This is a genomic window from Devosia aurantiaca (assembly GCF_011058215.1).
GTDB classification, from domain to species: domain Bacteria; phylum Pseudomonadota; class Alphaproteobacteria; order Rhizobiales; family Devosiaceae; genus Devosia; species Devosia aurantiaca.
On record NZ_JAALFG010000002.1, the window covers coordinates 38350 to 60292 of the forward strand.

At 62.4% G+C, this 21943-nt stretch carries 19 protein-coding genes, 2 tRNA genes and 2 pseudogenes; 15 read left to right on the top strand and 8 right to left on the bottom strand.

Annotated elements, in window-relative coordinates; all coding sequences use genetic code 11:
• Positions 1-6: 6 nt before the first annotated feature.
• Together pgi and map are read left to right on the top strand one after the other, a co-directional pair.
• Entirely contained in the window at positions 7-1647 is a 1641-nt protein-coding gene (gene pgi / locus G5575_RS07595; RefSeq protein WP_164533812.1) for a glucose-6-phosphate isomerase, read from the top strand.
• 4 nt (positions 1648-1651) lie between these two features.
• Positions 1652-2407 carry a type I methionyl aminopeptidase gene (gene map / locus G5575_RS07600; RefSeq protein WP_164533813.1) on the top strand — a complete coding sequence of 252 codons (756 nt, stop codon included), beginning with the start codon at positions 1652-1654 and terminating at the stop codon, positions 2405-2407.
• On the opposite strand, the gene G5575_RS07605 is transcribed toward map, so the two are convergent.
• The 4 genes from G5575_RS07605 to G5575_RS07620 form a co-directional block, all read right to left on the bottom strand.
• A complete protein-coding gene (locus G5575_RS07605) occupies positions 2404-2931 on the bottom strand; it encodes a hypothetical protein (RefSeq protein WP_164533814.1) in 528 nt (175 codons plus the stop codon). The genes map and G5575_RS07605 overlap by 4 nt on opposite strands.
• Before the next feature lie 52 nt (positions 2932-2983).
• Entirely contained in the window at positions 2984-3133 is a 150-nt protein-coding gene (locus G5575_RS07610; RefSeq protein WP_164533815.1) for a hypothetical protein, read from the bottom strand.
• A gap of 57 nt (positions 3134-3190) precedes the next feature.
• Positions 3191-3265, bottom strand: a tRNA-Lys gene (locus G5575_RS07615).
• A 75-nt stretch (positions 3266-3340) separates the two neighbouring features.
• A complete protein-coding gene (locus G5575_RS07620) occupies positions 3341-4135 on the bottom strand; it encodes a hypothetical protein (RefSeq protein ID WP_164533816.1) in 795 nt (264 codons plus the stop codon).
• A gap of 139 nt (positions 4136-4274) precedes the next feature.
• On the opposite strand from G5575_RS07620, the gene glmU reads away from it, so the two are divergent.
• Entirely contained in the window at positions 4275-5627 is a 1353-nt protein-coding gene (gene glmU / locus G5575_RS07625; RefSeq protein ID WP_164533817.1) for a bifunctional UDP-N-acetylglucosamine diphosphorylase/glucosamine-1-phosphate N-acetyltransferase GlmU, read from the top strand.
• Position 5628: 1 nt separating this feature from the next.
• Entirely contained in the window at positions 5629-7455 is a 1827-nt protein-coding gene (glmS, locus tag G5575_RS07630; protein WP_164533818.1) for a glutamine--fructose-6-phosphate transaminase (isomerizing), read from the top strand.
• Positions 7456-7562: 107 nt separating this feature from the next.
• On the opposite strand, the pseudogene recG reads toward glmS, so the two are convergent.
• Positions 7563-9669 (bottom strand): annotated as a pseudogene (gene recG, locus G5575_RS07635) (ATP-dependent DNA helicase RecG).
• A gap of 112 nt (positions 9670-9781) precedes the next feature.
• On the opposite strand from recG, the gene G5575_RS07640 reads away from it, so the two are divergent.
• From G5575_RS07640 to G5575_RS07650, 3 genes and pseudogenes are all read left to right on the top strand, one after another.
• Positions 9782-10060 (top strand): FAD assembly factor SdhE, encoded by a 279-nt coding sequence (locus tag G5575_RS07640; protein ID WP_235935877.1) that lies wholly within the window; start codon positions 9782-9784, stop codon positions 10058-10060.
• Positions 10057-13543: pseudogene (gene mfd / locus G5575_RS07645) on the top strand (transcription-repair coupling factor). Before G5575_RS07640 ends, mfd begins: the two are co-directional and overlap by 4 nt.
• Positions 13544-13688: 145 nt before the next feature.
• Complete coding sequence (locus G5575_RS07650) at positions 13689-14489, top strand: invasion associated locus B family protein (RefSeq protein WP_164533820.1); 801 nt, start codon at positions 13689-13691, stop codon at positions 14487-14489.
• 57 nt (positions 14490-14546) lie between these two features.
• Here the strand turns inward: G5575_RS07650 and G5575_RS07655 are convergent, their stop codons facing one another.
• From G5575_RS07655 to G5575_RS07665, 3 genes are read right to left on the bottom strand one after another with little or no spacing between them, the layout of a single operon-like run.
• Entirely contained in the window at positions 14547-15701 is a 1155-nt protein-coding gene (locus tag G5575_RS07655) for an FAD-dependent monooxygenase (protein ID WP_164533821.1), read from the bottom strand.
• Positions 15698-16150 carry a DUF6691 family protein gene (locus tag G5575_RS07660; protein WP_164533822.1) on the bottom strand — a complete coding sequence of 151 codons (453 nt, stop codon included), beginning with the start codon at positions 16148-16150 and terminating at the stop codon, positions 15698-15700. Before G5575_RS07660 ends, G5575_RS07655 begins: the two co-directional genes overlap by 4 nt.
• A complete protein-coding gene (locus tag G5575_RS07665; RefSeq protein ID WP_164533823.1) occupies positions 16150-16602 on the bottom strand; it encodes a YeeE/YedE family protein in 453 nt (150 codons plus the stop codon). The genes G5575_RS07660 and G5575_RS07665 overlap by 1 nt, the downstream gene beginning before the upstream one ends.
• Before the next feature lie 179 nt (positions 16603-16781).
• On the opposite strand from G5575_RS07665, the gene G5575_RS07670 reads away from it, so the two are divergent.
• The 8 genes from G5575_RS07670 (at position 16782) to G5575_RS07705 (ending at position 21896) form a co-directional block, all read left to right on the top strand.
• The gene (locus tag G5575_RS07670; RefSeq protein WP_164533824.1) at positions 16782-17714 is read left to right on the top strand and encodes a TerC family protein; all 933 of its coding nucleotides are present in this window, start codon (positions 16782-16784) and stop codon (positions 17712-17714) included.
• Positions 17711-18682: a quinone oxidoreductase family protein gene (locus G5575_RS07675; protein ID WP_164533825.1), complete on the top strand. Its 972-nt coding sequence runs from the start codon at positions 17711-17713 to the stop codon at positions 18680-18682. The genes G5575_RS07670 and G5575_RS07675 overlap by 4 nt, the downstream gene beginning before the upstream one ends.
• A 54-nt stretch (positions 18683-18736) precedes the next feature.
• Positions 18737-18825: transfer RNA gene (locus G5575_RS07680), tRNA-Ser, on the top strand.
• Between the two features lie 20 nt (positions 18826-18845).
• Positions 18846-19082 (top strand): hypothetical protein, encoded by a 237-nt coding sequence (locus G5575_RS07685; RefSeq protein WP_164533826.1) that lies wholly within the window; start codon positions 18846-18848, stop codon positions 19080-19082.
• A 202-nt stretch (positions 19083-19284) separates the two neighbouring features.
• Positions 19285-19461 (top strand): hypothetical protein, encoded by a 177-nt coding sequence (locus G5575_RS07690; protein WP_164533827.1) that lies wholly within the window; start codon positions 19285-19287, stop codon positions 19459-19461.
• A 130-nt stretch (positions 19462-19591) separates the two neighbouring features.
• Complete coding sequence (locus tag G5575_RS07695; RefSeq protein WP_164533828.1) at positions 19592-20245, top strand: 5-oxoprolinase subunit B family protein; 654 nt, start codon at positions 19592-19594, stop codon at positions 20243-20245.
• Entirely contained in the window at positions 20242-21138 is an 897-nt protein-coding gene (locus G5575_RS07700; protein ID WP_164533829.1) for a 5-oxoprolinase subunit C family protein, read from the top strand. The genes G5575_RS07695 and G5575_RS07700 overlap by 4 nt, the downstream gene beginning before the upstream one ends.
• Positions 21135-21896, top strand: a complete 762-nt coding sequence (locus tag G5575_RS07705; RefSeq protein ID WP_268904403.1) for a LamB/YcsF family protein — start codon at positions 21135-21137, stop codon at positions 21894-21896. Before G5575_RS07700 ends, G5575_RS07705 begins: the two co-directional genes overlap by 4 nt.
• The last annotated feature ends 47 nt before the right edge of the window (positions 21897-21943 follow it).

Below are 21943 nucleotides of genomic sequence, written 5' to 3' on the forward strand. Positions count from 1 at the left end.
ATAGCTATGGCCAAGAGCTCACGCGGCGACGAACTCATCCCGCTCGAAGCGCAGCGCAAGCGCATCAACAAGACAACGATGCGCGAAATGTTCGCCGAAGACCCCAACCGCTTCCAGCGCTTTTCGGCCAGCGGTGCCGGCATCCTTCTCGATTATTCTAAGAACCGCATCGACGAAGAGGTGATGGACGCCTTGTTCGACTTGGCCCGTGCGGCCGGGGTCGAGGAGAGGCGTGACCAGATGTGCGAGGGCGAGCACATCAACATCACCGAAAATCGCGCCGTCATGCATATGGCGCTGCGCTACCAGGGCAATCAACCGGTGCCGGTCGACGGCAAGGACGTGATGCCCGACGTTCGGTCCGTGCTCAAGGCCATCGCCAACTACACCGACGCTGTCCGTTCCGGCCAGATCCGGGGCCATGGCGGCGAGCAGTTCACCGACATCGTCAATATCGGCATCGGCGGTTCGGACCTCGGCCCCGCAATGGTGACCCTGGCGCTCGAGCCCTATACCCGCGCCGACCTGCGCGCGCATTATGTCTCCAATGTCGATGGCGCGCACATCCACGACACGCTGAAGCGCCTCGATCCCAAAAAGACGCTGTTTATCGTCGCGTCCAAGACCTTCACCACCGACGAAACCATGACCAACGCCCATTCGGCGCGCGAATGGATTGCCGATACGCTGGGCGAAGAGGCGGTGCCCAACCACTTCGCGGCGGTTTCGACCAACCTCGAAGCCTGCGCCAAGTTCGGCATCCGCGAAGACCGCATCTTCGGCTTTTGGGATTGGGTCGGGGGTCGCTATTCGGTATGGTCGGCCATCGGCCTGCCGATCGCGCTGGCCGTCGGCTACGACAATTTCGAGAAGTTCCTTCAGGGCGCCGACGCCATGGACCGGCACTTCCTCACGGCGCCGCTCGAGGAAAACCTGCCGGTCATCATGGCAGTCCTGGGCGTCTGGTATCGCAATGCCTGGGGCTTTTCGACCCATGCCGTCCTGCCCTACGATCAGCGCCTCAGCCGCTTTGCCGCCTATCTGCAGCAGCAGGACATGGAATCGAACGGCAAGTCCGTGACCCTAGCCGGCAAGAAGGCCGAGTGGTCGACCGGCCCCATCGTTTGGGGCGAGCCGGGCACCAATGGCCAGCACGCCTTCTACCAGCTGATCCATCAGGGCACCGATGTCATTCCGGCCGATTTCCTGATCGCCGCGCAGCCGCACGAACAGCTGCCGCCGCATCACGACAAGCTGGTGGCCAATGTTCTCGCGCAATCGGAAGCGCTGATGCTGGGCAAGACAAAGGCCGAGGTCGTTGCCGAACTTGAGGCCCAGGGCCTCGACAAGCACCATATCAAGGCACTGGCGCCGCATAAGGTGTTCCCCGGCAATCGACCGTCCAACACTCTGTTCTACAAGCAGCTGACGCCAGAGGTGCTAGGCTCGCTGATCGCGCTCTACGAGCACAAGGTCTTCGTCCAGGGCGTCATCTGGAACGTCAATTCTTATGACCAGTGGGGCGTGGAACTCGGCAAGCAGTTGGCCAAGGCTTTGCTGCCCAAGGTCAAGGGCGAGGCGAGTGGCGAAGACCACGATAGCTCGACCCAGGGCCTCCTTAAATACTACCTTGCCAATAAGGCCTGATCGCTTGACCATCACCACCGAAGAACAGCTCGAAAAGCTCAAGGCCATCGGCCGCATCTGCGCCGTAGCGCGCGACACCATGGCCTCCGCCATGCGCGTCGGCATGACCACGGCAGAGCTTGACGAGATCGGCGCAAAGATCCTGGCAGAGAACGGTGCCGTCTCGGCGCCGATCCTGACCTATGACTTTCCCGGCCACACCTGCATTTCGGTCAACGAAGAAATCGCCCATGGCATTCCGGGAGACCGGGTGCTTAATGACGGCGATCTGGTCAATATCGACGTGTCCGCCGCCAAGGACGGCGTCTTTGCCGATTGCGGCGCGTCTTTTATCCTCGGCAAGGTAGATCGCCGTCTTGAAACGCTCTGCCGCGATGGCAAGAAGGCGATGTGGGCTGGTATCGGCGCCGTCAAGTCAGGCGCGCCGCTTGCCGATATCGGCACTGCCATCGGCAAGGTCGCCAAGCGCGGTGGCTATACGCTGATCCAGAACCTTGCCAGCCATGGCGTCGGCGACAGCCTCCACGACCAGCCGGGTGAAATCCCGACCTGGCCCGACCGCTCCGAACGCCGCAAGATCTCCGACGGCCTCGTCTTCACCATCGAACCCTTCCTGTCGCTGGGCGGCAAATATGCCGAGCAGAAGTCGGAAGACGACGAGTGGACGCTGGTGGCCGATCCCATGGCCCCTTGCGTCCAGTACGAGCACACCATCGTTGCGACGCCACGCGGGGCCCTGGTCGTGACCCTGGCGGCCTAGAGCCAGACCAGAAGCACTGGCCCGAGGACCACAAGACCCAGGCCAACGACGAACCTCAGATTACCAAGGCCTCGCAGGGCTGAGACGGCCAATACTGTCGACAGCACCAGAAAGCCGATCAGGGCGACGAGCGACGGCAGCAGCGGATTAAGATTAAGCTGAGTGTTTTCAGTCAATTGCAGATAGATCATGTGCCCAAGGGCGAAGCCGAGCAGCGCCGCGATCACGACAGCCACGGCCTTGGCGGTGATCAGGAGCGCCATGTCCAGCATGCCGATCGTCACAAGAAGCGCGAGGCCAGTGGCGGTGACATGAACGGCCGCAAGGGTCGTAAAAACCCGGCTGTCGGCCAGAAGCGGTATCAGCTCTGGCGGCGCGTTGAGCGGCAGGGAGCCCACCATGGGCAGGTTGGCACCATATTGGGCCAGCAAAGCAATGCCGTAGAGCATCACGAGCGTCGTCGCTGCGAACAGCACCAACGTGACGGCAAGGACCTTGAGCAGGTCCGTCGTATCCTTTGACATGCCTTATCCCCCTGGCGTGGCCCTAGCCGTTATGACGAGGCCAGGCTGATTCTCAAACGCTATTGCGTGCCGGTCTGTGCCGCGCGGGTTTCGTCGGCCGGCGCGCCAGCAGCACGCGCACAGGCTTGCGAAACTCTTCGGAGAGTTCGCCCGCATCGGCGCGGTAATCGAGATCGGCATAGGGGTCGGGGTCGTGCGTCATTGCTCTGGGAACGGGTTCTGCCAATTCCGGATGCATGGCGGGAAACGGGAAATCAGGTGGTACGCCGGCTGGGATTCGAACCCAGGACCATTCGATTAAAAGTCGAATGCTCTACCACTGAGCTACCGGCGCGCACGCTGAACACGCCCTATGGCGTCGCGGCGGAACATAGCCGGACTTGGTCCGGTGTCAACCGCCTTGGCCCGCTTATTCCGGCTGGCTCAAGGGCACGCCGTCATAGGGAGCCGGCATGCAGGCAATGGAGACGCGCTCGAAGCGCTCGCAAAGCGCCCGTGCTTCTGCCAGTTCGGTGATCGGGCCGACCACGATGCGCTTGCCGTCGCCATCGGTTTCGTTGGCAACGACCGGCGAAAGGCCGAACAGCAACGGCCCGAGCTTGACGGTCAAATCCGTCCATAGCGCCGCGGTCTCCGTCTCCGGTACGGCAGCGCCAATGGCGATACCATAGCCGACGCGCTCGGGCGTTTCGAGCGCCGCAACCTGCTCGACTGGTGCTGGCAGCGGCTGGTCGAGGTTCGGCGAAGGCGGGAGGCCGGGGAGGGGCGTCTGGCGGACCGCCACCGAGCCGCCATCTGCGTCAAAGGTCAGCACCTGATTGGTGCCAATCGAAGCGGTAAGATTTTGCCGATCCACCAGGGCCGTCTCGGGGATTGCTTCGAGCAGCTTGGGAACGCTGACCTCCAGGGCGCCAACGCGCCTGACCAGTTCGGTGCCGCTGCGTTCCTGCAGCGTGAAGCGGCTGACCAAGAGGTCATTGTCGCGCCGCAACTGCCCGGTCTCGTTTTGCAGCCGCGCCACTTCCTGCCGCAGCGTTTCGATCGATGAGCCAGCAACGCGCGGCTGATGGAGGCCGCCAATGATCGACTGCGGCACCAGCAGGGAAATGTTGGACCCGAATACGGCCAGCCCAGCCAGAAGCAACGCCACCACGCCCCACAGGGTGACGTCCGATTGCCGGAACTGTTCGGATGCTTTAGCCAAGCCAATAATCCCGTAAAGAGGCCACGAATCGCGCGCGACACGGGCTGAGAGTGGTCCTTTTGTTATCGGTTCGCCAACTCTTGGCTGCCATAAATTTGTAAAATTGCCGGCACGACCTGCCATCCCGGAGACCTGACCTATGGCCGACCTGCTTTCCATCATTCTCGCCGCCGGCGAGGGGACGCGAATGCAGTCTGCCTTGCCAAAAGTGCTCCATCCAGTCGGTGGACTACCGATGGTGGGGCACGTGATGCGCACAGCCCTGAAGTCGGGCGCGACCGACATCTGCGTCGTCGTCGGACCCAATCATGAAGCGGTGCAGGCGGAGGTCTCCCGCCATCGTTCGGGGACGCGCTTCTTCAGCCAGCTGGATCGCCTCGGCACCGGACACGCGGTGCGCCAGGCCCGCGAAGCCTATGAAGCGGCTCAAGGCCATGTCGTCGTCCTCTATGCCGACAACCCGCTTGTTTCGAGCCTCACGGTCGATGCCATCACCAGCCGTCTCGACGCCGGCGCCGATATCGTCGTCGTCGGCTACCGGCCAGAAGATCCGACCAATCTTGGCCGGCTGCTGACCGAAGGCGGGCGGCTTCTGGCGATACGCGAACACCGCGACGCCACTGAGGAAGAGCGCAAGATCGGCCTCGCCAATTCCGGCATTATCGGCTTCCGCGCCGAGACACTGCGCGGCATCATCGACCGCATCGACAACAAGAACGCCAAGGGCGAGTACTACCTCACCGATGCCGTGGAATTGGCCAATGCCGATGGCAGGCGCGTCGAGTTCATCGAGGCCGACGCGGGAGAGGTCATGGGCGTCGACGACCGCTCGCGCCTTGCCGCAGCCGAAGCGCAATTTCAGTCGCTGCGCCGCGACGACTTCATGAAAGCCGGGGTCACCTTGCGCGATCCGCAAAGCGTCTGGTTCTCGTGGGACACCGAGATCGCCCGCGACGTCACCATCTTCCCCAATGTGGTCTTCGGCCCAGGCGTCAAGATCGCCTCCAACGTCGAAATCCGCGCCTTCTGCGACATCGAAGACGTGGTGATCGGGGAGGGCGCCTCGATCGGCCCCTTCGCCCGCATCCGCGGCGGTGCCGAAATCGGCCCCGACGTCCATTTGGGCAATTTTGTCGAGGTCAAGAAAACCAAGATCGGCGCCGGGACCAAAGCCGGGCACCTAAGCTATCTCGGCGACGCGGAGATCGGCGAAAAGACCAATATCGGCGCAGGCACCATCACCTGTAACTATGACGGCGTGAACAAGGACAAGACGGTGATCGGCGACAACGTCTTCATCGGCTCGAACGCTTCTCTGGTTGCTCCCGTGACAATCGGCGATGGCGCCTACACGGCCTCAGGCAGCGTCATCACCAAGGATGTGCCGGCAGATGCCCTGGCTTTGGGTCGGGCGCGCCAGGAAAACAAGACGGGCTACGCGCCCAAGCTGCGCGAAAAGGCGCTGGCCAAGAAAGCGGCGAAGGGAAAATAACATGTGTGGAATTGTTGGCATTGTCGGCGATGCACCCGTTGCCGGTCGTTTGGTGGATGCGCTTAAGCGCCTCGAATATCGCGGCTATGACAGCGCCGGCGTCGCAACTCTCGAAAGCGGCACCATCGCCCGGCGCCGCGCCGAAGGAAAGCTCGGCAATCTCGCCACAAAGCTCGGCATGCTGCCGCTCGATGGCCATATCGGTATCGGCCATACCCGCTGGGCCACCCACGGCGCCCCGACGGAAACCAATGCCCATCCGCATGCCACCGATCGCGTCGCTGTCGTCCACAACGGCATTATCGAAAACTTTCGCGAGCTGCTGACCGACCTTGCCAAGGACGGTTACCGGCCGACATCGCAGACCGACACGGAATCCGTCGCGCTCTGGGCGACGCGCGAACTGGATCGCGGCGCCAATCCCGAACTGGCGGTCGCGCGCACGCTGAAAGTGCTCAAGGGTGCCTTCGCGCTGGCCTTCATGTTCAAGGGCGAGAATGGGCTGCTGATTGCTGCTCGCCACGGTGCGCCGCTCGCTGTCGGCTATGGCGCAACGGAAATGTATCTTGGCTCCGACGCTATGGCGCTGGCGCCCTTCACCTCGCGTCTGACCTATCTCGAGGACGGCGACTGGGCCCTGATCACGCCCAATGGCGTCACCATCCGCGACGGCCAGGATGCGCTTGTTCAGCGCGAGCAGATGGTGTCGCAGGCCTCGGCGCTTCTGGTCGACAAGGGCAATCACCGCCACTTCATGGCCAAGGAAATCTACGAGCAGCCCGAGACCATCTCGCACACGCTCAGCCACTATGTGGACATGGGCAGCGAGCAGGTCTCGCTGCGCGAGGTTCTGCCCTTCGACTTTGCCGAGCTGACGCGTCTCACCATGAGCGCTTGCGGCACCGCCTATTATGCCGGGGCTGTCGCCAAATATTGGTTCGAGCGTTACGCGCGGCTGCCTGTCGACATCGATGTGGCGTCCGAATTCCGCTACCGCGAGCCGCCGATGGAAAAGGGCGGTCTTTCGCTCTTTATCTCTCAATCGGGCGAGACTGCAGATACGCTTGCCGCGCTGCGCTACTGCGCCGGGCAGGGCCAGCATGTCGCGAGCCTCGTCAATACGCTGGAGTCCACGATCGCCCGTGAATCCGGCGTGGTTTTCCCGATCCTGTGCGGTCCCGAAATTGGCGTCGCATCGACCAAGGCGCTAACGGCACAGCTGACGGCTTTGGCCAGCCTCTCGATTGCCGCCGGGCGTGCCCGTGGCGTCATCACGGCTGAACTCGAAGCGGAGCTGGTTCGTGCCTTGACGGCACTTCCTTCAGCCGTGTCGCAGGCGCTTTCGGCCGAAACGCAGATCATGGACATTTCCAAGCGCCTCTCCAAGGCCAAGGATGTGCTTTACCTCGGCCGCGGCCCGATGTTCCCGGTTGCCATGGAAGGCGCGTTGAAGCTTAAGGAAATCAGCTACATTCATGCCGAAGGCTATGCCGCCGGCGAGCTCAAGCATGGACCGATCGCGCTTGTCGATGAAGCCATGCCGGTGATCGTCGTCGCGCCCTCCAACGAGCTGGTCGACAAGACCCTCTCCAACATGCAGGAAGTCGCGGCCCGAGGCGGCAAGATCATCCTGATCACCGATGCCGAAGGCGCCAAGACCGTCGGGCATGGTGTCGCCGACATCATCGAAATTCCGCACGTGCACCCCTTCGTGGCGCCGATCCTCGCCACCATCCCGGTGCAACTTCTGGCCTACCACACCGCCGTGTTCATGGGCACCGACGTCGACCAGCCGCGGAATCTCGCAAAGTCCGTGACGGTCGAGTAGCTTCTTCAGTAGACCTCATCCTGAGCCTGTCGAAGGAAGAGGTCGTGGCATAATCGTTTGCCCGACCCCATGGTTCGACAAGCTCACCATGAGGTCTTGGAGGCCAGTCACCCGGCCCGGATCAGCGGCAGCGCGAGGTCCTTGCGGAAGAGGTAAAGCAGCGTTCGCGCTGCTTCTCCGTCCGGTCGTTTCAGCGCCGGGTTGCGCTCCATCAAGGCCTTGGCGTCGTCATGGGCAAATTCCAGCAGGTGCCGGTGGACATCCGGCACGGCCAGCCGATAGCCCGGCATGCCGGACTGGCGCGTGCCCAGCAGGTCGCCCTGACCACGCAGCTCTAGATCCTTCTCGGCGATCTCGAACCCGTCTTCCGTCGACTTGATGGTCTCGAGCCGCGCTTGCGCGGTTTCGCTCAGCGGGTCCTTGAACAGCAACAGGCAGGCCGAGCGCTGTGATCCACGGCCCACCCGTCCACGCAGCTGATGCAATTGCGCGAGGCCAAAGCGTTCCGCATGCTCGATGATCATGATCGTGGCATTGGGCACATCGACCCCGACCTCGATCACCGTCGTCGCGACCAGCAACTTGATCTCGTTGGCCTTAAACCGCGCCATGACCTCCTGCTTGGCCGCTGCCGACATACGGCCATGCACCAGGGCGACCTGATCGCCGAATACCTGCCGCAGCTCGGCGAAGCGATCCTCGGCGCTGACCACGTCCAAAGTCTCGCTTTCCTCGACGGGGGCAAACCCAATAGGCCTGCGCACCCTCCGCCAATCGCGCCTGCAACCGGGAGACGACGCGAGAATAGTCCCCGATCGAAAGCACGGCGGTGTCGATCGGCTGGCGCCCCTTGGGTTTTTGCCGAAGCACGCTGACGGCCATGTCGCCGAAATGCGTCAGAACAAGCGTGCGCGGTATTGGCGTCGCGGTCATCACCAGGAGGTCGGTGTGTCGGCCCTTGTCGGAGAGCGCCAGGCGCTGGTGCACGCCGAACCGGTGCTGCTCATCGACCACGGTGAGACCCAGGTCCTTGAACTCGATATCCGACTGGAACAGCGCATGCGTGCCGACGGCGATATGAATCGTGCCATCCGCCAGGCCTGCCCGGATGGCGCGCCGTTCCGGCGCCGACATTTTGCCGGTGAGCAGCGCAATGCCGAGCCCGGCCTGTTCGGCGATCGGCTGGATGGTGTGGAAATGCTGGGAGGCCAGCAATTCCGTTGGTGCCATCAATGCCGATTGCGCGCTGCTTTCCGCCATGGCGGCCATCGCCATCAGCGCAACGACGGTCTTGCCCGAGCCGACATCGCCCTGCAGCAGGCGTGACATGCGCTCGGGCGCCGCAAGGTCGGCGCGTATTTCCCCAAGCGCCAGTTCTTGCCCCTCGGTCAGCTCGAACGGCAAGAGGCTACGCACCTTATCGGTGAGTTCGCCGCTGAACTGCCGCGCCACGCCATGGGCCGAAACCATGCTCGAGCGAACAAGCTGCAACGTGATCTGCCCGGCCAGATATTCGTCATACGCCAGCCGCTGCCGGGCTGGGGACCAGAGCTGTCCCTGGTCCGGATCGTCCGGCAAATGCACCTGCCGCATGGCCTCGGCAAAGGGTGGCCACTTGCGTCCCGACAATGTGTCCGCCGGGATCCACTCGGGCAGCGCCGGGACGCTATCGACCGCCTGCCGCACCAGCTTGGCAAGTGCCTTGGAGTTTAAGCCATTGGTGAGCGGATAAACCGGCTCTACGAGGGGCAGGGTGGCGAACTTGTCGGCTTCGACGATGTAGTCGGGATGCGTGATCTGCTTTTCACCGTTGAAGAAGGCGATCTGCCCTGAAACCCATCGCTCTTCGCCGACGGGCAGAGCCTTTTCGACCCAGCCGCCTTGTGCACGAAAGAAGACGAGGCTGATGTCTCCGGTCTCATCGTGGGCGAAGACCCGGTGCGGAATGTGCGGTTTGCCGCGCGGCGGCGGTTGGTGCCGGTCGATATGGAGGCGAAGGGTCACCACCTGGTTCATATAGGCTTCGACAATGCCGACCTGTCGCCGCCGGTCGACGACGCCGGAGGGCATATGCATCAGGATGTCGAGGACGATTGCCTCCTGACCCTCGGGTGCGCCGAAAAAACGCGTCAGCAGGGCAGCCAGCTTGTCGCCCACGCCTTTGATGGAATGGAGCGAACGGAACAGCGGTTGAAGCGTTTCGGGTCTAGACACCGGCGATTCTCATGACGCGAAAGTGGCGTGCGTCGGGAGGGCTGACAATCCCCAACAAGCCGCGTAAGAGACATGTCCAAATCGAGAACAAAATTTGATCATGGAAGTCGATATGACGGCCGGTGAGGACATTGCTATTCGGCGCAAGCGCCTGCGCTATCGCGCCTGGCATCGCGGCACCAAGGAGATGGACCTGATCCTGGGTCCGTTTGCCGATGCCAACATCGAAAGCTATGGCGCCGCTGAACTCGATCGGCTCGAGGCGCTGATGAACGAGGAAGATCCGCCTCTGCTTAAATGGGTGATGCGCCAGGAACAGCCGCCGGCGTCTGTGGATCGCAACTTCCTCGACCTCGTTATCGCCGATCACCAGGCCCGGATCGGAAAATGAACGAACAATCACCCATCAAGACCCCGGTCCGCACCATCTCCAACGTACCCGATGGCATGCAGCCGATGGCATTGGCGAAGCTGGTCGAAGACCGCATCAAGGCGGCGCCCGATGATCCGGCAAGCGTCGTCTTCGTGGCACGCGATGGCCGGCGATTGCAGCGCATGGCCGAGATCCTGGGCGCCATGCTGCCGGGACACACGATCCTGACGCTGCCCGCCTGGGACTCTCTGCCCTATGACCGGGTCTCGCCCAACAATGTGACGCTGGCTGCGCGCATGAACACCTTGGCCGCGTTAACCAGCGGCGCCAAGGGCGCCGTCGTGCTGACGGCGGTGAACGCCTTCATCCAAAAACTGCCGCCGCGCGACGTCGTCGGAAAGATGAGTTTCTCGGCTGCCGTGGGACGCGTGGTGGATAGCGAAAAGCTGATCGCCTGGGCGTCCAACAACGGCTATCTGCGGGTGCCGACGGTTCGGGAAAGCGGTGAATATGCTGTGCGCGGCGGCTTGGTCGACCTTTACCCGGCCAGCGCCGAGGCACCGCTCCGCTTCGATTTCTTTGGCAGTCAGCTGGAAACGATCCGCACCTTCGATCCCGACTCGCAGCGCACGACCGGAACGCTGAAACGCATCGATCTGACGCCGATGAGCGAAGTGGTTCTGACCGAAGAGACCATCCGTCGCTTCCGGCAGAACTACACCGCCGCCTTCGGTGGCAATACCGTCGATGACACGCTTTATGCCTCGGTCAGCGGCGGCTCTCGTTATTCCGGCACGGAGCATTGGCTGCCGTTCTTTTACGAACACATGGATCGGCTCGCCGATTACGTGGGCGACGCGCCCTTCGTCTTCGACGATCAGGTCAAGGAAGCCTTCGCCGACCGCGCCGGCCAGATCGCCGACTATTACGAAGCGCGCGAAACCGCGCGGCTGGCGCCGCCGGTGGCCGGGGCAGGGGCCCCATACAAGCCGATAAAGCCCGAGCTGCTCTATGACATCGACGTGGAGCCGACCGAACTTGCCGGCACGACCGTCATCCAGTTTTCGCCCTTCCTGTCGCCGCAGACGCGAAAGGGTGACGATGCCGGGGTCGCATTGCCCCAAGCTTTGCCGCCGAGCGCGTCGCCTCCGACGTCAACCTGTTCCAGGCCGTAGTCGATCGGCTTCTGGCCGAGCGCAAGGCAGGCCGCCGGGCGATCATTGCCTGCTGGAGCGCCGGCACGCGCGACCGCATGGCCCAGGTTCTCAAGGATCATGGCCTCACCAATCCGCGCCTTGCCGAAAACTGGCGCGATGCCGAAACCACCAGCGCCGCCACGACATCGCTTGTGGTTTTGCCGCTCGAATCAGGGTTCGAAACCGAAGACCTCCTTGTTCTCTCCGAACAGGACATCCTCGGCGAACGTATCCTCCGCCCGCAGCGCAAGAAGAAGGCCTCCGACGCGCTGACAGAGGCCGCGAGCCTCAATGCCGGCGACCTCGTGGTCCATGTCGATCACGGTATCGGCCGCTTCCTCGGGCTCAAGGTCATCGAGGCTGGCGGCGCGCCGCACGAATGCGTCGAACTCGAATATGGCGGTGACACCAAGCTCTACCTGCCGGTCGAAAATATCGAACTCCTGACCCGCTATGGGTCGGACGACGGCAATGTGACGCTCGACAAGCTCGGCGGCGTCGCCTGGCAGGCCAAGAAGGGCAAGCTCAAGAAGCGCATTCGCGAGATGGCGGAGCAGCTCATCAAGCTTGCTGCGCAACGCTTGCTGGTCAAAGCCGACGTCATGGACATCAATGCCGGCGCCTATGACGAGTTCGCCGCGCGTTTCCCGTACGAAGAAACCGAGGACCAGCTGACCGCGATCGATGCCGTTTTTGACGACATTACCTCGGGCAAGGTCATGGATCGCCTCGTTTGCGGCGATGTTGGCTTCGGCAAGACCGAAGTGGCACTCCGAGCGGCCTTTGCGGTCGCACTTTCGGGCAAGCAGGTTGCCGTGGTGGTCCCCACGACGCTGCTCGCGCGTCAACATTTTAAGACTTTTTCCGAGCGCTTCCAGGGCCTCCCGGTCCGCGTCCGCCATGCCTCCCGCATGGTACCCGCGGCCGAGCTCAAGGCCACCAAGGACGGGCTGGCCGATGGTCAGGTCGACATCGTCGTCGGCACCCATGCTTTGCTGTCGAAGACAATCAAGTTCAAGGACTTGGGCCTCCTCATCATCGACGAAGAACAGCATTTCGGCGTTACTCACAAGGAGCGCCTAAAGGAGCTCAAGGCGAACGTTCACGTGCTGACGCTCACCGCAACGCCCATCCCGCGCACCCTGCAACTGGCACTCACCGGCGTCCGCGACCTCTCGCTGCTCGCCACCCCGCCGGTCGATCGCCTGGCGATCCGCACCTTCATCTCGCCCTTCGATCCGCTCTCCATCCGCGAAGCGCTGTTGCGTGAAAAATATCGTGGCGGGCAGAGCTTTTACGTCGTGCCGCGGATCAAGGATCAGCCGGACATTGCCGAGTTCCTCCGCACCCAGGTGCCGGAAGTTTCGTTCGTTGCCGCCAACGGCCAGATGGCGCCGGGGAACTCGACGACATCATGAACGCCTTCTACGACAACAAATTCGACGTCCTGCTGGCGACGACGATCGTCGAATCGGGCCTCGATATCCCCAACGCCAATACCCTGATCGTGCATCGGGCTGACAATTTCGGCCTGGCCCAGCTTTACCAGATCCGCGGCCGCATCGGCCGTGCCAAGGCGCGTGCCTATGCCCTGTTCACCGTGCCGGCCGACAAGAAGCTTACCGACACGGCGGAGCGGAGACTGGGCGTGCTGCAATCGCTGGAAACACTTGGCGCTGGCTTCCAGCTGGCCAGTCACGACCTCGATATTCGTGGTGCCGGCAACCTGCTTGGCGACGAGCAGTCCGGCCACATCCGCGAAGTCGGCTACGAGCTTTATCAGTCGATGCTCGAAGAGGCCGTGGCAAACCTTAAGTCCGGCGAAGAGGAATACGAAGACCAGAACGAGTGGAGCCCGCAGATCTCGCTGGGCATGCCGGTGATGATCCCCGAGCACTACGTGCCTGACTTGACGCTGCGCATGCAGCTTTACCGCAAGCTCGGCGATCTCGACGATATTCGCGACATCGACGCGGCAGGCGCAGAACTGATCGACCGCTTCGGGCCGCTGCCGGAGGAAGTCGAGTCGCTCCTCAAGGTCATCCTGGTCAAGGCGCTGTGCCGCCAGGCCAATGTCGAAAAGGTCGATGCCGGCCCCAAGGGCGCCGTGCTCACCCTGCGCAATAACGAGTTCCCCAATCCGGCAGGACTGGTGAAGCTGGTGAGCGATCCAGCCAACCAGGTTCGCATCAAACCCGATCAGAAACTCGTGTTCGTGCGCAATTGGCCCTCGGCGGAACAGCGTCTCAAGGGGGCCGCGGCCATCCTCTCCAAGCTTGCAAGACTGGCAGAAATCGGGGCTTGAGAGCCCGGGAGTAAAGCCGTCTGACCATAATCTTTTAGCAAGGGTCCTCGGTCATGTTATTGCCCGATTTGAGCCCTTGAAGGGCATGACATTTCTCGAGGTGGCGAGGAGCCGCCGCGACCGCCATGGAAGGCAAGGACATTTGATGAACTTCAGCAAACCTCTCGTTGCGGGTTTTACGGCCGCCGCGCTCATGCTGTCCCCGCTGTCGGTTTTCGCCCAGGAAACCACCAACACCACTGAGACGCCTGCCGCTGAAACCCCAGCTGCCGCAACGCCTGCCGAAGGCGCTTCGGATGACGTCGCTGCAGCCGTCAACAATCTTGCTTCGCAGAACTGGCTCAAGGTTTGCGACCCGCTCGAAGACGGCCAGAAGGCATGCCTTCTGCGTCAGGTCGTGCTCGCCAATGGCCAATTCCTCGGCTCGTTCCTCCTGCGCGACGATCCGGGCCAGGAATCGCGCCTGCTCGCCGTTGCCGCGGTTCCGCTCGGGGTGCTGCTGCCTTTTGGCCTCACCTGGCAGATCGACAATGCCAAGCCGGTGCGCGTGCCCTACATGCTGTGCGACACCATGTCGTGCTCGGCGCAACTCGTGATCAACGAGCAGTATGTCAATTCGCTCAAGCGCGGCGGTAAGCTGGTGCTGACTGCCAAGAACCGCCAGAACCAAGATCTTGCTATCGAGATCAACCTTTCCGGTTTCACCGCCAGCTATGACAGTGACGAAGCGCTGACCTTCGAACAGCTGCAGCAGCAGGAATCGGGCCAGAACGCGCTTGAGCAGGTCCTTCAGGATCGCGCCGAACAGCTTCGCCAGGAACTTTCCACCGACGGCACTGCGGCCACGCCGCCGGCCGATGGTGCAGCAACGCCGGCTCCGGCCGCTGACGGCGCCGCCGCGCCGGCTGCTCCTGATGCCGCCGCTCCAGCCGCTCCGGCTCAGTAAGCCAGGCTTATATAGTTTGATCGAGGGCGCGGGGGACCGCGCCCTTTTCTTTGCCACTCACCGCTGTCCCATGCCGAGGGCGAAAGCCTGGCGGCGCAGGGGTGGCAGGAGCTTGAGTGCCCAAAGGCCTCCGGCGCGAAGCGCCTGCGTCGGCAGCATCTCGGCCAGCAACGAACGGAACAGCGTGTCCACCATGCCGCCGGTGCGAGCAAGATCGCCAGCCCGACGCTGAGCATAGCCGGTTGACGCGGTAAGCGCCCAATTGGGCAGGCTACGATCGGTCGCCATAACGGCCTCCAGCATATCGGCGACATCGCGAAGGCCCAGGTTCAAACCCTGCGCGCCGATAGGCGGAAAGGCGTGAGCCGCTTCGCCGACCAGCATCGTCCCGTCATGTCCAGCCTCATCGACGGTTAAGGTGCTGAGTGGAAAGACAAAGCTGGGCGAAGCGAGCATTATCGCGCCAAAAAGGCGTTGCGATCGTTCGTTCAAAGTGGCGGTGAGGGCTTCCGGACCTTCTGCCTGCACCTGCCGAAGCCTTTGCTCCTGTTCGATCCACACCAGATTGGCGCGCTTTCCTCCGGCGGGAACGAGGGTGAATGGTCCATTGGGGTAGTGGAACTCGACCGACGTGTTGCCGATCGGGCGGCCAAGGTCGAGATCAGCGACCAGCGCCGCCTGCTCGAAATGATGCTCTCGCGTGCCGATATTGGCCGCAGCCCGGATCAGGGATTTCTTGCCATCCGCCCCCACGACGAGCGGCGCCCGAAGCTCGGAGCCATCGACGAGTGTAACGAGGCCTTCATTGTCCTCGCGCATGTAAGCGGTAACCGCGGCGTTGCGAGTCTTAAGGGTCTCAGGTGCAGCCGCATCAAACTGGGCCAGCAGCGTCGCATTGGCGAAGTTCCAGCCGAAGGCTGCCAGACCTGTTTCAGCAGCGTCGAATAGAGTCTCCGGCGCCCGGATCAACCGAGGTGTGGCGTCGATGATGCGGATGGCGCTGAGCGGATGGCCGATGGCTGCGGGATCATCGACGAGGCCACTGTCACGCAGAAAGTCGACACTCGGCATCATCAGCGCCGATGTCCGGCGATCCGGTGGCGCGACCGGCGCGAGATGAATGACGTCGAGACCGGCACGGGCCAGCGCGACAGCCGCCGCAAGGCCGGCCAGCCCGCCACCAACGACGATGACATCGGCATCCTGGGTCATGCAGGCAGCTCCTTAAGGCGTGGTCGCAGCATAATGCCGCCGGCGAATGAGCCTACGAACATGGCGATCAGGAAAAGCCACAGTCCGTCCGGTTGAAAGGTGATCAGCGACAGGGCAGGGCCGGGACAAATGCCGGACATGCCCCAGCCGAGGCCAAAAAGCGCAGCCCCACCGATGAGCGGGGCGTCGATCCGGGTCTGTGCCGGCTCGTGAAAGCGCGCGTCGAACACGGGAGCCTGGCACCGCTTGCCGATCTGCACCGCAACGAACATGACGAGGATGGCGGGCACGATGACGAAGGCTAGGCTCGGATCCCAGCCACCGGTCGGGATTGCGGTGAAATCGAGAAAGCGCAGAACCTTCAGCGGGTCGACCATTTGCGAGACATAGAGGCCTGCGCCGAAAAGGGCACCGCTGACTGCAGCGGTAACAAGCTGGGCCACGCGCATCAGACGATCCCCGTCACAGCAACCGTGAAAATGGCGACACCGAAAAAGATCGCGACGGCGACCATGGATCGCGGCGACAATCGCGCAAGGCCGCAAACGCCATGACCAGACGTGCAGCCATTGCCGATGCGCGTTCCCAGGCCGGTCAGCAATCCAGCGATTACAAGCCAGACTGGCATGGGCACCGACCAGCCGGCAGGCGGCGCAACAAGCTCGGCGGGCAATGCGCCACCGACACCTAGCTGCGGAAAAGCACGCGCTGTCAGCCAGGTAGCAGCGACAAGGGCGACGAGAAACACGGCGCGCCACAGCGTAGTATGTGCCGGCGGAAGCAAGTTACCAAAAATGCCGGATATGCCGGCGATGCGGCCATTGCCCAGCCACAACACGGCGGCCGCAAGGCCGACGAGGGTGCCGCCAAGCGCCGCAGTCAAAGGTGTAAAAGAGTTCATGGTCGATCTCGGATCGATTGCGTTGCCCCAAGACTATCACCCGCAACTGCCCCGAAGCCAGCAGTGCCAGGAAACGGAGATGGCGCGCAGTGTCGCGGCCCAACAATTCTCTTGCAGGCCCTTCACCGCGGAAGAGCTGCCCCTAGATTGTCGACGACCAGACTCGGATGGAGCCTACGATGCTTGAACTTCTCGCCGATCCCAATGTGTGGATCGCGTTTGCGACGCTGACGATCATGGAGATCGTGCTCGGCATCGACAATATCGTCTTCATCTCCGTTTTGGTGTCGCGCCTGCCGCGCGAACAGGCCGAATTCGCTCGCAAGCTCGGCATCGGCCTGGCCCTCGCATTCCGCATTGTTCTGCTGTTCCTCATCAGCTGGATCGTACAGCTGCAAGACCCTGTTTTCGAAGCCTTTGGCCGCGGTTTTTCGTGGAAGGACATCATCCTCGTCGCGGGTGGCGGCTTCCTGATCTATAAAGCCACGCACGAAATGCATGCCGCGATCGAAGACGATCATGAGGTCGGCCCTGGCGACGCGGTCAAGGCGTCGCTGCAGGCAATCCTGTTGCAGATCGTCGTCATCGACATGGTGTTCTCCATCGACTCGATCATCACTGCAGTCGGCATGGTGCCGGCAGACCAGGTGTTCGTCATGGTCGCGGCCGTGCTCGTTGCTGTGGCGGTGATGTTCGTCGCCTCTGGCCCGATCGCAAAGTTCGTCGCCGATCATCCGACCACCAAGATGCTGGCGCTGGCCTTCCTCCTGCTCATCGGCACGACGTTGGTAGCCGATGGCCTGGGCTTCTATATTCCCAAGGGCTACATTTATTCGGCCATGGCCTTCTCGGTACTGGTTGAAGCGTTCAACGTCTTCGCCAAGAGCCGCAAGGCAAGGCGCGCCGGACACAAGAACACCTTTACGCCCTTCACCGGTGATACCGGTTCGGTCTCGTCCGACGCAGCGCTGGCCGCCCTCGGTGGTTCGGCGGTGAGTGCGACGCGAGCGACGACATCGCCGGTCGCGCCCGCCGTTCAGCCAGCACGGCCCAAGAACCCATCGCAATCGCGACCGAAGTCGGCGCCGCGCAAGCCGAAGGCACCACGATGACACGGGTCGTTGCAGTCAACCGTACCGGCGGACCGGACGTCCTTAGTATCGAGGACTGGACCGTTGGCGAACCCGGCCCAGGACAGGTGAAGCTACGGCAGACGGCAATCGGCCTCAACTTCATCGACAACTATCAGCGTACCGGCCTTTACCCGCTGCCGCTGCCCTTCGTCGCCGGCAATGAAGCCGCCGGCGTGGTGACGGCCGTCGGCGAAGGCGTGACCGAGGTGAAGGTCGGCGACCGCGTCTGCTATCAGGGCACGCCTGGTGCTTATGCCGATGAACGGCTCGCGCCGGCCGCCAAATTGGTGCCCATTCCGGACGGTCTCGATGAACAGATTGCGGCGGCAGTTCTGCTCAAGGGGCTGACTGCCTATTACCTGCTGTTCAAGACTTGGCCTTTGCAGGCAGGTGAAACCATTCTCTGGCACGCCGCCGCCGGTGGCACTGGCCTCATCGCGACGCAGTGGGCAAAGTCGCTCGGTGCGACGGTGATCGGTACGGCAGGTGGCCCTCAGAAGGTCGCCCTAGCCAAAGCGCATGGCTGCGACTATGTGATCGACTACCGGGCCGAAGACTTTGTCGCTCGGGTCAAGGACATCACCGGGGGCAGGGGTGTCGATGTCGTCTATGACGGGGTCGGGCAGGCCACCTTCGAACCCTCGCTCGATTGCCTGAGGCCACGCGGGCTCATGGTCAGCTTCGGCAATGCTTCCGGCCCCGTAACGGTGCCTGATCTCGGCATTCTCGCCCGCAAGGGTTCGCTCTACGTGACGCGGCCCACCAGCATGCACTATTTTCCGGATCGCACGGCGCTTCTGGAAGGGGCGACGGCGCTTTTTGGAGCCATTCAGTCCGGCGCGATCAAGGTCGAAATCGGTCGCACCTATAGCCTCGGCGACGTCGCCAAGGCGCATCGCGCCTTGGAGGCACGCGAGACCACGGGGTCGGTCGTCTTCACGATCTAAACGGCACGGCGACCCCTAGACAGTTCGGCGTGTCGCCGCTAAACGCACAGACACGGGCAGGTGGCAGAGCGGTTGATTGCTCCGGTCTTGAAAACCGGCGAAGGTGAAAGCCTTCCGGGGTTCGAATCCCTCCCTGCCCGCCACAGTGTCCAAGGCATTTTCGATGAGCCGCAAAGAGTTTGATGCATCGCGCATGCGCCGGATGAAGCGGGTCGCCGGACGGCACAAGCTGACGATCCTGACGGCAGAAAAGCTCAAGGTGCTGGGTCAGCCTGGCGGCCATCAGCTACGGGACGACGAGACGTTCAAGATCGTCTATGGCGATATCCCGAAGCCGTTTTCCGCGTCGCTCGACGATATCGAGATCTATCTCGAAAAGCTGGAAGCGGGCGAAGCGTAAGCGTTGCTGACCTTCTGTTCAAGGCCGACTTCAGCCGCTCGCCCAAGATAACGTTATTTAAAACGTAACAGGAATCGTCCCACACTGGTCCTTGTAGGCTCGTTCAGGGCGTATGGCCCTGGACTTGTGTGGCTGCGGGAACTCTGTGCAGACAGGAATCCTTGTCTTCACATCCTGCTCTAGTGTGGAGGCGCGTTTTACCGTGTTTACTCTCATCAACGCCGACGCCGACGAAGACGACGCAGAAATCACCGATCCCCAGGAAATTGCCGAGCTGTTCGCAGCCATAGCTGCCGTGGCCATCGAGACCATCGGTTCCGGCCAAGCCCGCCTTCTCTTCGAGGCCGTGGTTGAGCAGGAGGGCCGCGACCCCAATTGAACCCACACACCTTTATTATCAGATAGCCCGCAATTTTAAGTGCGGTTGACGATCAGGCTTCGGCGTAGAAGGTAAGGTCCTTGGATCAAGCTATTATGCCGAAGTCTTCATTGAGAAAGTCGGAAGGTCCGTGACACAGGATCGCGCCACGATCATGCCGCTGGGCGACAGTGCGCTGCTGGTCCGATTCAGCGACACGCTCGATGACGAGGCTAATCGGCGCGCCGTCAGTTTTGCGCATGCGCTGGAAAACGATGCGATCGAGCACGTCCTCGACGTCGTGCCCAGCCTTGTGTCAGTTTTGGTTCGATACGACCCTCGCAAGGCCAATCCAACGCGTCTCGCCGGAGAATTGTCTCTTCGCCTGCGCGCAAACCCGGTCGTTGGCGATAATCATCTTCACCGGATCGACGTCCACTTTGGTGGCGAAGATGGTCCGGACCTGGAAGACGTTGCGTCCAAGCTGGACCTATCGACCCAAGCTTTCGTCGAACACCATAACGCAGCGTCTCTTCGCGTGCTGACGACAGGTTTTGCGCCCGGCTTCGTTTATTGCGGCTTTCACCCCGAGCACATGGTCGTCCCTCGCCGCGCGAGTGTGCGGCCGCTGGTGACCGCTGGAAGCATTCTCTTTGCGGCGGGGCAAACAGCCATCGCTGCTACCGATATTCCCACTGGTTGGCACGTCATCGGCCGTACCAGCTTTCGCAACTTCGATCCTGCCCGAATGCCGCCCACGAGCTTGAGGGTCGGCGACCTGGTCGAGTTCGTTAGCGCCGGATGACCACGCTGCTGCAAATCGAGCGGGCAGGGCCACTGACCACGATTCAGGACCATGGCCGCTTTGGCCTGCTGCAGCACGGCATCAGCGCTTCGGGGCCGATGGACCGCGGCGCCTTCGATCGCGCCGGCCGCCGCGCGGGAGCTGCCGACGATAGCGGCATCGAGTTCACGCAAACGCTGGACTTGACCGTAGCTGGAGAGCCAGTTCGTATAGGTTGGGATGGCGGCGTTTTTCGCGCACGGATCAACGGACTCGACGTGCCGTGGCCACATTCTACTGTGGTCTCTAAAGGCGATTGCCTGTCGATCATCCCAGGCCCGAGCGGCGTCTATGGCTATCTTCGTTTCGGCAAGATGCTAGAGCTGCCAAGCGTCCTAGGAAGCCGGGCTACCAGTTCACGATCAAGGTTGGGCGGACTCGGCGGCCGCATGCTGCAGGCGGGTAACGAACTCACCTTGATAGGCGAAGGTTTGCCGCCGCAACATATCACGGACGACCCGGGAACCGATGGGCCCATCCGCTTCATCTGGGGCGTACATTCCGAGCATTTTAGCCGCGACGTCCGGCAACACTTTGCCACCGCGACCTTCAGGGTCAGCGCGGCCATGGACCGGATGAGCGTGCGCCTGATCGACGCGGAAAACGTCTTTAAGGGCGCCAGCATTCTCTCGCTCGTTTCCGAACCAGTCATGCCGGGCGACATCCAGATTCTTGGCGACGGCACGCCGATCGTCCTTATGCGTGACCATCAACCGACCGGCGGTTATCCGCGCATCGGCACCGTCATCAGCGCCGATCTTGACCGTTTCGCACAGCTGCGCAGCGGCAGTTCGGTTGCCTTTGCACCCGTGACGGTCGAGCATGCGCATCAGTTGTTGCGGAGCTCCCTATGAACAGCATCGATCTCAACGCTGATCTTGGCGAAGGCATGGGCTCGGACGATGACCTGCTCAGCATTGTCTCAAGCGCGTCAATTGCCTGCGGCGGCCATGCCGGCGATGCGGCGACGATCCGGCATGTGCTCAAACTCTGCAAGGCGCGTGGGGTCAAGGCAGGCGCGCATCCCGGCTACGCCGACCGCCAACGCTTTGGTCGTTTTCGGCTGGACCTGACGCAAGAGCAGATGCAGGGCCAGATCCAGGAGCAGCTCTTTCTCGTGCGCTTCATTGCCGAAGAAGTCGGGCTGCCGATCTCTTATGTGAAGCTGCATGGCGCGCTTGCCAATCAGGCCGCAGAGTCGCTTGAGTTCGCCGTTGGCATCTTTGCCGGCATAGAAGCGATCGATCCCAAACTTGCCATCCTGGCACTCGACAACAGCGAACAGGTGCGCGCCGCGCAAGCGCTCGGGCTGCCCGTGATTCGAGAAGCCTATGCAGACCGGACATACACCGCGGACGGAATGCTCGTTTCTCGAGCCGAGCCAGGAGCCGTCATCCACAATATGGACGCCGTGGTCGAGCGCTGCGTGCGGCTGGCCAAGACAGGCGAGATTATCGCCGTTGACGGAACGGTGCTGCGCTCGTCGGCGCGGTCGATCTGCCTGCACGGCGACACGCCCGGCGCGGTCGACATGGCGCGTGAGGTTCGCGACGCACTCGAGGGTGAGGACATTACGATCGCTGCGGCCCTCCCGGAAACAGGCGTACTCTGAGACCTCCGAAGGGAGAGGGTGAGATCGGCATTATGCCTTTAGGACGA